The sequence below is a fragment of the Actinomycetospora sp. C-140 genome (genome assembly GCF_054796175.1).
Window position 1 is genome coordinate 41,612 of record NZ_JBTWNF010000025.1, and the last position, 12,259, is coordinate 53,870.

At 72.3% G+C, this 12,259-nt stretch carries 17 protein-coding genes and 4 tRNA genes; 13 read left to right on the forward strand and 8 right to left on the reverse strand.

What is annotated here, in order from left to right; genetic code table 11:
• The first annotated feature begins 46 nt into the window (after positions 1-46).
• The 6 genes from ACR9E3_RS29805 to ACR9E3_RS29830 are packed head-to-tail and all read left to right on the forward strand — an operon-like array spanning position 47 to position 5,133.
• Positions 47-889 carry a hypothetical protein gene (locus tag ACR9E3_RS29805; RefSeq protein WP_460384523.1) on the forward strand — a complete coding sequence of 281 codons (843 nt, stop codon included), beginning with the start codon at positions 47-49 and terminating at the stop codon, positions 887-889.
• Positions 882-1,766, forward strand: a complete 885-nt coding sequence (locus ACR9E3_RS29810) for an FtsK/SpoIIIE domain-containing protein (protein ID WP_460384525.1) — start codon at positions 882-884, stop codon at positions 1,764-1,766. The genes ACR9E3_RS29805 and ACR9E3_RS29810 overlap by 8 nt, the downstream gene beginning before the upstream one ends.
• Positions 1,763-2,065: a hypothetical protein gene (locus ACR9E3_RS29815; protein WP_460384526.1), complete on the forward strand. Its 303-nt coding sequence runs from the start codon at positions 1,763-1,765 to the stop codon at positions 2,063-2,065. Before ACR9E3_RS29810 ends, ACR9E3_RS29815 begins: the two co-directional genes overlap by 4 nt.
• A 35-nt stretch (positions 2,066-2,100) precedes the next feature.
• On the forward strand, positions 2,101-3,591 hold the full coding sequence (locus ACR9E3_RS29820; RefSeq protein ID WP_460384528.1) for a replication initiator: 1,491 nt from the start codon (positions 2,101-2,103) through the stop codon (positions 3,589-3,591).
• 22 nt (positions 3,592-3,613) lie between these two features.
• The gene (locus ACR9E3_RS29825; RefSeq protein ID WP_460384529.1) at positions 3,614-3,862 is read left to right on the forward strand and encodes an excisionase family DNA-binding protein; all 249 of its coding nucleotides are present in this window, start codon (positions 3,614-3,616) and stop codon (positions 3,860-3,862) included.
• Positions 3,859-5,133 (forward strand): tyrosine-type recombinase/integrase, encoded by a 1,275-nt coding sequence (locus ACR9E3_RS29830; protein ID WP_460384530.1) that lies wholly within the window; start codon positions 3,859-3,861, stop codon positions 5,131-5,133. Before ACR9E3_RS29825 ends, ACR9E3_RS29830 begins: the two co-directional genes overlap by 4 nt.
• A gap of 80 nt (positions 5,134-5,213) precedes the next feature.
• Here the strand turns inward: ACR9E3_RS29830 and ACR9E3_RS29835 are convergent.
• The 4 genes from ACR9E3_RS29835 to ACR9E3_RS29850 all read right to left on the reverse strand — a co-directional run bounded on the left by ACR9E3_RS29835 (position 5,214) and on the right by ACR9E3_RS29850 (position 7,184).
• Positions 5,214-5,285: transfer RNA gene (locus ACR9E3_RS29835), tRNA-Val, on the reverse strand.
• Positions 5,286-5,308: 23 nt separating this feature from the next.
• Positions 5,309-5,809 carry a TIGR02611 family protein gene (locus ACR9E3_RS29840; RefSeq protein WP_460384531.1) on the reverse strand — a complete coding sequence of 167 codons (501 nt, stop codon included), beginning with the start codon at positions 5,807-5,809 and terminating at the stop codon, positions 5,309-5,311.
• Positions 5,806-6,615: an anti-sigma factor gene (locus tag ACR9E3_RS29845; RefSeq protein WP_460384532.1), complete on the reverse strand. Its 810-nt coding sequence runs from the start codon at positions 6,613-6,615 to the stop codon at positions 5,806-5,808. Before ACR9E3_RS29845 ends, ACR9E3_RS29840 begins: the two co-directional genes overlap by 4 nt.
• Positions 6,612-7,184 carry a sigma-70 family RNA polymerase sigma factor gene (locus ACR9E3_RS29850; protein WP_460384534.1) on the reverse strand — a complete coding sequence of 191 codons (573 nt, stop codon included), beginning with the start codon at positions 7,182-7,184 and terminating at the stop codon, positions 6,612-6,614. The genes ACR9E3_RS29845 and ACR9E3_RS29850 overlap by 4 nt, the downstream gene beginning before the upstream one ends.
• Before the next feature lie 301 nt (positions 7,185-7,485).
• Between ACR9E3_RS29850 and ACR9E3_RS29855 the strand changes: the two genes are divergently transcribed.
• The 6 genes from ACR9E3_RS29855 (at position 7,486) to ACR9E3_RS29880 (ending at position 9,003) form a co-directional block, all read left to right on the forward strand.
• Entirely contained in the window at positions 7,486-7,911 is a 426-nt protein-coding gene (locus ACR9E3_RS29855) for an SsgA family sporulation/cell division regulator (RefSeq protein WP_460384535.1), read from the forward strand.
• A gap of 97 nt (positions 7,912-8,008) precedes the next feature.
• Positions 8,009-8,081, forward strand: a tRNA-Gly gene (locus tag ACR9E3_RS29860).
• A 57-nt stretch (positions 8,082-8,138) separates the two neighbouring features.
• Positions 8,139-8,210 (forward strand) — tRNA-Cys (locus ACR9E3_RS29865).
• A gap of 1 nt (position 8,211) precedes the next feature.
• Positions 8,212-8,283: transfer RNA gene (locus tag ACR9E3_RS29870), tRNA-Val, on the forward strand.
• 161 nt (positions 8,284-8,444) lie between these two features.
• A complete protein-coding gene (locus tag ACR9E3_RS29875) occupies positions 8,445-8,819 on the forward strand; it encodes a YybH family protein (protein ID WP_460384537.1) in 375 nt (124 codons plus the stop codon).
• Between the two features lie 28 nt (positions 8,820-8,847).
• Positions 8,848-9,003, forward strand: coding sequence for a hypothetical protein (locus ACR9E3_RS29880; protein WP_460384538.1), 156 nt, complete (start codon positions 8,848-8,850; stop codon positions 9,001-9,003).
• A 12-nt stretch (positions 9,004-9,015) separates the two neighbouring features.
• Here ACR9E3_RS29880 and ACR9E3_RS29885 read toward each other — a convergent pair whose 3' ends face one another.
• The 3 genes from ACR9E3_RS29885 to ACR9E3_RS29895 form a co-directional block, all read right to left on the reverse strand.
• Positions 9,016-9,813: an alpha/beta fold hydrolase gene (locus tag ACR9E3_RS29885; protein WP_460384540.1), complete on the reverse strand. Its 798-nt coding sequence runs from the start codon at positions 9,811-9,813 to the stop codon at positions 9,016-9,018.
• Positions 9,814-10,788 (reverse strand): NADPH:quinone oxidoreductase family protein, encoded by a 975-nt coding sequence (locus ACR9E3_RS29890; protein ID WP_460384541.1) that lies wholly within the window; start codon positions 10,786-10,788, stop codon positions 9,814-9,816.
• Between the two features lie 63 nt (positions 10,789-10,851).
• On the reverse strand, positions 10,852-11,457 hold the full coding sequence (locus ACR9E3_RS29895; protein WP_460384543.1) for a class I SAM-dependent methyltransferase: 606 nt from the start codon (positions 11,455-11,457) through the stop codon (positions 10,852-10,854).
• Positions 11,458-11,582: 125 nt separating this feature from the next.
• On the opposite strand from ACR9E3_RS29895, the gene ACR9E3_RS29900 reads away from it, so the two are divergent.
• Positions 11,583-11,822, forward strand: coding sequence for a hypothetical protein (locus ACR9E3_RS29900; protein ID WP_285659463.1), 240 nt, complete (start codon positions 11,583-11,585; stop codon positions 11,820-11,822).
• On the opposite strand, the gene ACR9E3_RS29905 is transcribed toward ACR9E3_RS29900, so the two are convergent.
• Positions 11,801-12,190: a hypothetical protein gene (locus ACR9E3_RS29905; RefSeq protein ID WP_460384544.1), complete on the reverse strand. Its 390-nt coding sequence runs from the start codon at positions 12,188-12,190 to the stop codon at positions 11,801-11,803. The genes ACR9E3_RS29900 and ACR9E3_RS29905 overlap by 22 nt on opposite strands.
• Positions 12,191-12,259 lie beyond the last annotated feature (69 nt).

A 12,259-nucleotide genomic window follows, 5' to 3' on the forward strand; every position in this document is an offset into this window, starting at 1 on the left:
ACCGGCCGGGCTCCGCGTCGGCCCTTCTCCTTCGGAGTGATCTGCCATGGCTCGCAACACCACCGGCCGCCCCGCAACCCGCCCAATCGTGCGCCGCGCCCGCACCGACTCCTTCGAGATCATCAGCAATCCGATCACCCACCCCGCCGCCCGGGTGGCCGGGCTGCTAATCCGGCTCCGTGCCGAGCTCACCACCCTGATCCTGAGCTTCGCCGTCCTCGCGATGCTCTACTCCTGGCTGCCCCCGGCCGCCGCATCCGCCGTTATTGCCGTCACCGTCGCCGCGATCATCGCCTTCCCCGCACTCCGCAGATTCGTGTCCCGACGCGGCTCGGCGGTCATGACCCGCCATCGGCTGCGTCAGGTCCTCGTGGAACGCCGGTGCTTGAACTTCTCCCGTCACGCACCGTTGTTCCTGTGGTCGCACCCGACTGAGGTCGGCGAGACCGTGTGGCTGTTCCTGCGTGCCGGAATCTCGCCCTCGGACATCGAAGGCGAGACGGAGTGGATCGCCTCGGGCTGCTTCGCTCGTGATGCTCGTGTAACGCCCGTGCGGCGAATGACCGCCCTTGTGCGGGTCGACGTGATCCGCCGCGACCCGCTCGCCCGCGACCTGATCGCCTCCGAGCTGGACGATTGGACGGCCGCCACCGGCCAGTCGCCCCCGTGCGGCACCGTGATCGTCCCGCCGAGGCCGGCCAACCAGCACCACTCCGGCACTAGTCGCGCCGCCGGCTCGAACGGTGTCCCGGCCTCGCGGTCCACGCTCGACGAACGCGACGACGTCCCGGTCGTGATCGACCACCCCGAGCCCGTGCAGCCCGAGCGCACCGAGGACGAGCGGACCGTGGTGCCCGACCGTGGCGGGGACTGGTCGGACTATGTCTGATCCGACTCAACTGCGCGTCCTGCTGCGCGACTGGCTCGACGCCATCCGCACGCCCGCTGTCCTCTGTGACGGCGCGCCGGAGCCGTCGGCGCTGTCGATCTGGGACCCGATCCACCTCGGCGTCGACGAACACGGCCAGCCAGTCCGGGTCACCCTCGCGTACCGGAACATGCTGCTGGCCGGGGAGCCTGGCGCCGGCAAGTCGGTCGGGCTGAACCTCCCGGTCGGGCACGCCGCCCTCTCGACCGACTGCGACCTGTGGCTGTTCGACGGCAAGCTGGTCGAACTCGGCCTCTGGCGCGCCTGCGCCGAACGTTTCGTCGGCCCCGACCTCGACGACGCCATCACCGCCTGCCACGACCTCCAGGCGGAGATGGACCGCCGCTACGACCTACTCGACGCCGAACGCCGACGCAAGATCACCCCCGACGACGCCGCCTACGGCATCCGTCCTGTGGTCGGGGTGTTCGATGAGGTCGCCTACTACTCGGCCACCGTCGGCACCAGGACCCAGCGCGAGACCTTCTCGGTGCTCGCGCGCGACCTCGTCGCCCGCGGCCGGGCCGCCGGGATCATCGTCGTCGCCGCCACCCAGCGCCCGTCCTCGGACATCATCCCCACGTCGCTGAGGGACCTGTTCGGCTACCGGTGGGCGTTCCGATGCACCACCGACTCCTCGTCGGACATCGTGTTAGGCGCCGGCTGGGCCACCCGCGGCCACACCGCCGCTGCCATCGCCCCCGAAGACAAGGGCGTCGGCCTCCTGCTCGCCGAAGGCGGCGAACCCCACCGCATCAAGTCCGCCTACCTCTCCGACGAACAGGTCTACGCCCTCGCCGACCGCGCCACCGCCCTGCGCGCCGGGAGCACCCCGTGAACGCCCCCGCCCGCCGCGCGGCCTCCGACCGTGGACCGGTGCAGCTCGCCCTCGATGCGGACCCGGAGGACGACGGCCGCCCGCTGTTGTTCCGGCTGTGCGCGGCCAACATCGCCCCGGTCATGGACGCCGCCGCGATCGTGCTCGTCGTCCGCCTCACGGTGCTTCCCGACACCACCGTGGAAGTGATCCTCTCCCCGAACGAGGCCGACCTGCTCGGCCGCGACCTGCGCGCCAACGCCCGCTACCTCGCCAGCTGTGACCCCAGCATCGACACGTCCCGCTGGGACCGACGATGAACACGGCAGCGGTTCCGACCATACGGCCGACGGGGGTGACGGTCGACGAGCTCGCCGCGCGCCGGCTGGCGAAGGCGGCCGGATCGGTGTCGTTCGACGAGCTCGGGGCGTCACTCGCGCGGGACTACGACGCCTGGACCGCACACGTGGCCGGCGCCGCCGGCTGCTCCCACCCGATCCGCCTGGTCGGGCTCGTACAGCACGTCCAGACCGCGACCGGTCGCATCACCGGGGAGCGGCACACCACCGACATGCCTGACGGCGTGCTCTACACCCCGTGCGGGAACCGCCGGGCCTCGGTGTGTCCCGGCTGCGCGGAGATCTACCGCGCCGACACCTACCAGCTCGTCACCGCCGGCCTGGTCGGCGGCAAGAGCGTCCCCGCCTCCGTGGGCGAGCACCCGTGCGTGTTCCTGACCGCCACCGCCCCGTCCTTCGGCGCAGTCCACGTGCACCGCACCGACCGCGCCGGGCGTGTCCTGCCCTGTCGTCCGCGCCGCGACCTCGAGCACTGCCCCCACGGCGCCCCGCTGGCCTGCTTCCAGCGTCACGGCGAGGACGCGCCCGAGCGTGGACGTCCGCTGTGCCTGGACTGCTACGACCACCCCGCGCAGGCGGTGTGGAACCTGCACGGCGGGGAGCTGTGGCGCCGCACCATCATCACCGCCCGCCGCGCCCTCGACGCCCTGGCCAAGCGGCACGGCATCAAGCTGCGCCTCTCGTACACCAAGGTTGCCGAGTTCCAGCACCGCGGCGCGATGCACTTCCACGCCCTGCTGCGCCTCGACGGCCTCGATCCCCGCGACCCCGACGCGGTCATCCCACCCGACGCTCGGGTCGGCGCCAACCACCTCGCCACCATCCTCCGGGACGCCGTCGCCGAGACCCGGTTCTCCACCGCGGCCCACCCGGCCCGCGAGGCCGGCTGGCCGATTGCCTGGGGCGAGCAGGTCGACCCCCGCCCCGTCCGACTCTCCCGGCTCGACCTCGATGACGCCGGAGAGATCACCACCACCGCCGTAGCCGGCTACCTCGCCAAGTACGCCACCAAAGCCACCGAACTCGCCGGCCACGCCTCCCGGCGGCTGCGCCCCGACACCGTGCGAGACCACGCGCCGTTGGACACCCACGTTGGCCGTCAGGTCGACGTGTGCTGGTACCTCGGCACCCGGCCCGAACGCGCCGACGCGAAGGAGTGGGCCGCGGGCTGGGGGCGGCTCCAACGCTGGGCGCACATGCTCGGCTTCGGCGGCCACTTCTCCACTCGCAGCCGCCGCTACTCCACGACCCTTGGCGCCCTGCGGCAGGCCCGTCGCGACTGGCGCCTGGCCCAGCACCAGGCCCGTCCCAACCAGGGAGACGAGCCCGGCGACGAGGACACCACCGAGATCATCGTCAGCTCCCTCGCCTACGCCGGCATCGGTTGGCACACCAGTGCTGACGCGCTCCTGGCGAACACCTCGTCCGCCAACGCCCGAGCGCGGCGACGAGCCGCCCGCGACGAACTCGACTCGATCACCGCATGACCACGAAGAAGGAGAAAGGACAATGCAGGGCGACGAACTACTGAAGAACCTGACCGACCGCTCCGACGACCCGGTGTCGTTGAACGACATTCCGGCGCTGCAGGTCTACACCGTGCGCCAGGTCGCCGCGGCGCTCGGGATCAACCTCGGGATCACGTACGAGCTGATCCGCAAGGGCGAGATTCCGGCCAAGCGCCTCGGACGGCGCTGGCTCGTGCCGCGCGAGGCTTTCCACGTGTGGCTCTCCGAGGTGTCAGCGGTGGCCTCGTGAGCATCCACCGGACCCCGGAAGGCACCTATCGGGCCAAGTGGCGCGACCCGTCCAACCGTCAGCGATCGAAGAACTTCACGACGAAGCGCGAGGCCAAGACGTTCCTGGCCGAGCAGGAGACGGCGAAGGCGCGAGGTCAGTACGTCGACCCCCAGGCCGGCCGGCTCCGGTTCGCGGTGCATGCGCGGGCCTGGCTCGACAGCCGCAACAGCGAGGCGACGACGCAGGCCCGGGACGCATCGATCATGCGGACCCATGTGCTCCCGCAGTGGGAAGACTGGCAGCTCGCGAAGATCGATCACCTATCGGTACAGAGATGGGTGACGCAGCTGGCAGGGCGCCGCTCCCCCGCCACCGTGGCCGAGGCGTACCGGCTCACGTCGTCGGTGCTGCGATCTGCGGTCAAGAACCGGCTCATCGCCTTCAACCCCTGCGAGGAGGTACGGCTCCCTAAGCGGCGCAAGCACGACCACGACGACCGCGTGATCGCGAAGGAGGACCTGTCAGAGCTATTGCTGCCCGCCGTGCCCGAGCGCTACCGCGCGTTCGTTGCCACCGCCGCGTGGGCCGGGCTGCGTTGGGGTGAGATCGCTGGTCTCCGGATAGATGCGTTGGACCTCCACCACCGCCTGCTCCGGGTGGTCCGAGTCGTGGTGGAGGTCAGTGGCACCACGGCGTTCAAGCCCTACCCGAAGTCCGGCGCCGGCCGACGAACCGTGCCCTTGCCGGAATGGCTCACCACGATGATCGGCGACCACACGGCGCAGTTCGGGCTCGGTGATCACGGCCTGGTGTTCCCCAACGCGGTCGGCAGGCCGCTGCGCCGGACGCTCTTCCGCTCCCGCGTCTGGCGTCCCGCGCTCGTCCGGGCGGGACTACTCGGCCAGGTCGTTGAGGTCGACGGTCATAAGTTCGAAGCCCACTGGACCGACGACAACGGCGAGTCCGTCGTCCAGGTCTGCGGGTCCTACGACGAGGCGGTGAAGGTAGTCGCTCGGGAGGCCGGCGCCGCGCTGCGCTTCCACGACCTGCGTCACTCCTACGCGACGTGGCTCGTGGACGACGGAGTCCCGCCGAACATGGTGCAGCGGGTGATGGGCCACGAGAACGTGACCACGACGCTGCAGCTCTACACGCGGCGCACCGAGCACCACGACCGCATCCTCGACGCCCTCGGCGGCAGGCAGGCGCCGACCCGCGAGGACGACGAGGCCGGGCCCGACGATGACAACGAGGACGGACCGGCCGGCTCGCTGTCGAGCATCAAGTGAGGGCCGATGTTCCCGAAGTGTTCCCGCCGGGACGGCGAAGGCCCGACCCCAAGGTTCGGGATCGGGCCTCTGACCTGCGGTGGGCGATACTGGGATCGAACCAGTGACCTCTTCGGTGTGAACGAAGCGCTCTCCCCCTGAGCTAATCGCCCGCAGCGCGTCCGAGCCTAGACCATCAGGCGATCGGGCTCTGCAGCCAGGTCCAGCCACCGAGGCCGACGACCTTGGCGACGAGGTAGAAGGCCCCGAGCAGCCAGAGGGTCGCGAGGACGACGGCGCACGTCAGCAGACCCAGCAACGCCTTGACGACGATGTTCTGGCGGCCGACCCACGCCATCCAGCGGTCGTAGTGGCGCCGGGCGAAGCGCAGGAGCCGGCCGGCCCACGTGAACTCGGTGGCGAGGATGCCGAGACCCGCGAAGACGATCAGCCATCCCGGGCCGGGGTAGGGGATGGCGACGACGCCGACGCACAGGACGACCGTGCCGAGGATCCCGATACCCAGCCGCCAGGCCTTGTTCGCCTTCGGGTTCCCGCGCACGCGCGCGCGGAAGTGACGCAGACGGGTCCGCAGCGTGCGGTGCCGCGGCGCCGGCGGCATGTCCGGCTGCCCGTCCGTCGAGCCTCCGGACGGCTGCTCCGCGGTCACGGTCGACGGCTCGGCCGGTTCGCTCAACGTCCCACCTGTCCACTCGCGACGACTCGTGTCGGCGAGGCGGGAGCCGTGCGTCCGGGCTCGAGTGACACCGCAAACCCGGCAAACGGGACCGCCTCGGGAGTCGAGGGTACGGAACTCACTCCCGGACCCTGTCCCCCGACGTCGAACGTCCCGAGCGCCTGCGGGGTTCCGTCGACGAGCCCCCACAGGACGTAGATCTCGTCGGTCGGGTTCGCCGCGAGGCCGGTCGTCAGCACCCGCTGACCGCGGCCGTCGTCGACGACGAGGCCGACGAGGGCGCCGTTCGGGTCCGCGAGCGTGGCGTGGGCCGTGCCGGGGGTACCGGCGTCCCGCAGGATGTCGATCACGGGCGCGTCCCGCTCGGCCTGGGCGGCCGCGGCGGCCGCGGTCTCGCGCTCGGCGCGCACCGACTGCACCGCCGTGACGATGCCGCCGACCGCGGCGATCACCAGGGCGACGGCGGCGACCGCGAGCCACCGGTTGGCACGCCGGCGCGAGGCGAGCGGGACGACGGTCCCGTCGGGGGACGCGGCGGCCGGGACGGCGACCGGCACCGCCTCGGCCTCCACGGCGTCGAGCAGCCGCCGCCGCAGCTGTGGCGGCGGGTCGACCGGGACGACCGCCTCGGCGAGGCCGCCGAGCATCTCGGTGGTCTCGTCGACCGTGCGACGGCAGACCGGGCACTCCTCGAGGTGCGCGGCGAACTCCGTCGCCTCGTCCTCGTCGAGAGTGTGCAGGGCCCAGCCGACGGCGAGGGCGTCGTGCGCCCCGGTGTGGGTGTCGGGGACGGCGCGTTCGTTCATCGGTCCTCCCCTTCCACCTCGACCTGGGGCCCGAGAACGGACCGCAGCTTCTGCGTGCCGGCGAACATCCGGGACTTCACGGTGCCCAGCGGCACCCCGACGAGGCTCGAGACCTCGCGCTGCGTGTAACCGCCGAAGTAGGCCAGCGCGAGCGCCTCGCGCTGTTCGGCGGGCAGGTCGGCGAGGGCGTCCCGCACCTTCCCCGCGACCACCGCCCCGAGGGCGGCCTGGTCGGCCCCCGGCCCGGGCGGGATGTTCCAGTCCTCGCCGTCGGCACTCGGCGCCACGGTGCGCTTCCGCCGTGTCGCCTCGCGGCGCACGGCGTCGACGGCGCGGTGGTGCACGAGGGTCAGCAGCCAGCTGGACACCGTCCCGCGGGCCGGGTCGAACCGGGCGGGGTCCCGCCACACCACGAGGAACGCCTCCTGCACCACGTCCTCCGCCAACGACTCGTCCACGCAGATACGACGGGCGAGCGAGTAGGCCGGGCGGCCGAAGCGGTCGTAGAGCTGCGCGAGGGCGTCCGCGCTGCGCTCGCCGATCTGTTCGAGCAATGTGGCGTCGGTCACACGAGCAGGACCGTCGTCGTCACGCTCCGGAGCCGCCTCCGGGACTCCTCGCGACGCGTCGGTCACTGGTCGACCCTCTCCTTTGGTGTCCGTGTCCGGGTCAGACGTCGCTCAGGCTAGTGCTCCCGGGGCACACACGAACGCCCGGCCGGGGAGGGTGCTTCGTTACGGAACCGAACCGGGTAAGCCGGTAACCAAGTGCTCGTACGGTGTGATGCATGCGTGAGCCGGGTGAACCGGCGTCACAGGGTCGTCCGCCAGTCGTTTCCCCCGACGACAGCAGCGTGCGAAAGGCAGCCACATGCTCAACGACCACACGACGATCCGCTCCACGGCGGTCTTCGACCTCGTCGGTCCGCCGAACCCGCCCGTGCCCGTCCAGGTCGAGATGCGTTACGACACGCGCGACCCCTACGCCGTGCAGGCGGCCTTCCGGACCGGCCGCGCCGGCTGGGTGGAGTGGGTGTTCTCGCGCGATCTCCTCACCGACGGTCTGCTCGGTGTCGCCGGCGCCGGCGACGTCCGGATCCGCCCGGCCGAGGCCGACGCCGAGTCGATCGAGATCGAGCTCAGCTCCCCGTCCGGTCACGCCACGTTCCGGGCCGCGAGCCGCGAGGTCTCCGAGTTCCTCGCCCGCACGCACGAGATCGTCGCCCCCGGCTGCGAGGACGACTGGCTGGACCTCGAGCACGCCCTCGGGCTGCTGCTGTCGAGCGACCCGAGCTGAGCAAGCCCCCCCCCGCGATGAGCGAGGGGCGCACGATGCAGTAGTGTTCTCTTCGTCGGCAACGGCGGGTCGGTGATCCGAAACCCGCCGGCCACACGCGGACGTAGCGCAGTTGGTAGCGCATCACCTTGCCAAGGTGAGGGTCGCGGGTTCGAGTCCCGTCGTCCGCTCGGGAGGCTCCTCGGCTGGTTTCACGCCACGGTAGGCCGGACGACCTCCGGAAGCCTGGCGCAGTGGCCGAGTGGCTTAGGCAAGGGCCTGCAAAGCCCTGTACGCGGGTTCGATTCCCGCCTGCGCCTCGGGCGATTAGCTCAGTGGGAGAGCACTACCTTGACACGGTAGGGGTCACTGGTTCAATCCCAGTATCGCCCACCCCGGAAAGCCCTGGTCGGACGCCTGAAGAGGCGGAGACCAGGGCTTTCGTCGTGTTTGCGTGACGATGGGTGCGCCGAACAGGTGGCGCTCGGCGCCTTTTCCTCGGATCACTGCCACGCTGAGTGACTCACGTCACCAGTAGCACCGAGGAGGTCCCCATGAAGATCCTGAGCCCGGCGCAGGGCGACGACGTCTGGCGGGACTGCTTCAACGCCGGCGACATCGACGCCCTGGTGGGCCTGTACGAGGCCGACGCGATCTTCGTTCCCGAGCCCGGCGGGAAGCCGCTGGCCGGGCGCGAGGCCATCCGCGACTTCTGCCTCAACTTCCCGATCACCGAGGCCACCATCGAGTTCCGGCCGCGCGCCATCCTCGAGCGGGACGCGGACGCGCTCACCTACTCGGACTGGACGATCCGCGGCAACGGTCCCGACGGACCGACGTCCATGAACGGGCAGGCGACCGTCCTGATGCGCAAGCAGGCCGACTCCACCTGGCTGATCGCGATGGACGATCCCTTCACCCAGCGCTGAACCGACCAGGCCGGGGCACCATGGTGCGATGACGTCCCCGGAGCGCTCGCGCGCCGAACTCCCCGACGATGCGGGCGGCGACCCGGCGTGCTGGATGCACCGGGTGTGCGCCGAGTGCGGCCGGCTCGCCGACGAGGACCCGCCGACGCGGTGCCCGTCGTGCGGTGCCGCGCTGGAGGTCTGAGGACGTCCCGCCTCAGGCGGCCGCCGGACGCGGGCGCGTCGCGGCGAGGATCAGGTCGGCGACGAGCGCCGGATCGTCGCCCATCGGCACGTGACCGCACCCGGGGAGCACGTAGACCGCGGCGTCGGGCAGCGCGCGGCGCAGGCGCCGGGACTGCCAGCGGGGCAGCAGGAGGTCGCGCGCACCCCAGCCGACGGTGGTCGGCACCGACGCCCGGCGCGGCGGCACCCACGTGTCGAGGTGGGCCAGCATGGTCGCGAACGACGTCCCCGGGTGGCTCAGGCCCCGCAGGTCGCCGGTGATCTGCACCGGGTCGATGCGCGAGGGGTGCGCGAGGAGCAGCCCGACGATGGCGGTGCGCAGCACCGGGACCGCGAGCATCCGCTCGAGGCGCCGCGACGGGGTCACCGCCAGCAGGGCGTGCGCCCCGCCGAGCACCGCCCTGGCGTAGCCGCGCTCGGCCCGCGACCAGAAGCCCGCGGGCGAGAGCGCGGTCGCCGAGCGGACGGTGCCGCGGGCGGCGAGCTCGAGCGCGACGAGGCCGCCCATCGAGTTGCCGACGACGTGCGGACGCTCGAGGCCCTGGGCGCGGCAGAACGCCTCGACGGCGTCGGCGAGCGGGGCGATGTCGCCGCCGTAGTCGCCGGGCAGGTCGGGGGACTCGCCGTGGTCGGGCATGTCCAGCGCCCAGACCTCGCGCTCCTGCGCGAGCAGCGGCGCGACGAGGTCCCAGCCCTGGCGACGGTGGGTGATCCCGTGCAGGAGCAGCACCGGTTCGCCGGTCCCGGTGCGGGTGTGTGCGAGCTCCACTCAGTGCTCCCGGGGCCGGATGACGACCTTGCCCGCGACGCGGCGCTCGGCGAGCTCGGCGATCGCCGACGCGGACTCGGCGAGCGGGTAGGTCGCGCTGATCGGCGGCGCCAGGCGGCCGGCGGCGACGTCGTCCCGGATGGCGTCCCACTGCCGGTGCATGAAGCCCGGGCGCTTCGAGGCGTAGGCCCCCCAGCCCGCGCCGACCACCGAGATGTTGTTGAGCAGCAGCCGGTTGACCTTGACCGTGGGGATGTCTCCGGCCGTGAACCCGACGACCGCGAGGCGGCCGTCGTCGCCGAGGCTGCGCAGGGAGTCGGTGAAACGGTCACCGCCGACCGGGTCGACGACGACGTCGACCCCCCGACCCCCGGTGAGCTCCTTCGCGGCGTCCTTGAAGCCCTCGACCGGCACCCAGTGGTCCGCGCCCGCGGCCGTCGCCACCTCACCCTTGCCCTCCGACGAGACCACGGCGATCACCGTCGCCCCGCGGGCCTTGGCGAACTGGATGCAGGCCACGCCCACGCCGCCCGCCGCGCCGTGCACGAGCACGGTCTCCCCCGCCGCGAGGTGGGCGCGGGTCTCGAGCACGAAGTGCGCGGTCAGGTAGTTCATCGGCAGGCCGGCGCCGATGTCGAAGGACACCTCGTCGGGCAGCGGGAACACCGTCTCGGTGGAGACCGCGACGGTGGCGGCGAAGCCACCGAGGACCGGCAGCGCGGCGACCCGGTCGCCCGCGGAGAAGCCGGAGCCGGCGGGCGCCTCGCGCACGGTGCCGGCCACCTCGCTGCCGAGCAGGAACGGCAGCTCGGGCCGCATCTGGTACTGGCCGCGGGTCAGCAGCAGGTCGGGGAAGACGACACCGGCCGCCTCGACGTCGACCAGCACCTGGTCGCCGGTGGCCTTCGGCTCCTCGACCTCGTTGACCTCGACCGCTTCGGGCCCGTCGAGCCGGACGACCTGCACCGCGCGCACCGCAACACCTTCGATCAGGAGGGGAACCGTCAGTCGGGACGGTTTCTACAGCAGCGACCGGGGTCAGGTGAACCGGTAGACCGTCGTCCGCGTCGTGGCCCCGCCCTCGAGGTCGGCGGTCCCGGTCACGTCGTGGGCGCCGAGCGCCGTGCAGCGCCGGCGCGGCAGGTACTCGCGGCCGGGGTCGCCGACGACGACGTCGACGCCGGCCGCGGCCGCCTCGTCGCAGAAGCGCTCCATGTGCCGCGCCATCGGCTGCTCGTAGAAGACGTCGCCGGCGAGGACCACGTCGACGTCGAGGTCGAGCTCGGTCTCGAGGACGTCCCCCACGACCTCGACCGCCACGCCGTTGGCGGCGGCGTTGAGCCCGATCGCGGTCCGGGCGCGGGCGTCGGTGTCCGAGGCGACGACGGCGGTGGCGCCCGCCCGGGCGGCGGCGATCGCGACGATCCCCGAGCCGGAGGCCAGGTCCAGCACGCGGCGGCCGCGCACGAGCTCCGGGTGGTCGAGCACGTGACGGGCGAGGGCCTGCCCCCCGACCCACGCGAAGGCCCAGAACGGGGGCGCCTCCTCGTCGATCGCCGACCAGGTGCGGTGGATGTCGTCGGCGAGCAGCAGCGTCAGTTCGGGCACGAGCGGCGCGGTGCCCGGCGCCGTCCAGTCACGCACGCCGTCACTGCTCGTCACCGCTTGCCTCCGAAGAGACGCAGCGCCGTGGCCTGTTGATCCCTACGCTGGATCCGACGCATCATCCGTCCCACCCGCATCCGCGACCGGTGTCCGAGGAGGCCGCCATGACTCATCCGGCGGACGAGGACGCCGTCCTGCTCTACGTCGGCGGGCCGCTCGACGGGCGGGTCGAGGTGCGGGAGGCGCGGCACGGCGCCCCGCTGCCCGTGGTGACCCACACCCACCTCCACGACGGCCCCAAGGTCGTCCACGTCTACGACCTCCACCCGCTGACCCCGGGGGCCGGCGTCTACCACCTGCGGCCCGCCGAGGTCGGCGCGGATCAGTCTCCCGCGGCCAGGTAGCTCAGCCCGCACAGCGTGCCCCACGCGGCCGCGACGCCGACCGCCTTGGCGCGCGCGGTCCGGTCGGGCAGGGACGTGCCGAGCAGCACGAGGTCGACGAGGTCCGAGCCGGTGCGCACCGCGACCGCCGTGCGCAGGGCATCGCCGGCGGGCGCGAGCGCCATCGCGAGCCCGGAGGCGAGGTCGCGCCCGCCCAGGGCTCGGATGCCGATCGCGGTGGCGGTCGGCAGCGGGGCTCCCTCGGCCTGCAGCGCGGTGGGCTTCGCGAAGAGCGACGGGTTCGCGATGATCGCCACGCTGTAGCCGGCGGTGGCGACGCCGAGGACGCGGGGGATCCAGGTCAGGTTGCGTGATCTTCTCGAGGACACGGACTCCGCATACCCGCAGCGATGAGTTCGCGACCGTCGCGCCGTCAGACCGGTGACCCCGACACCACG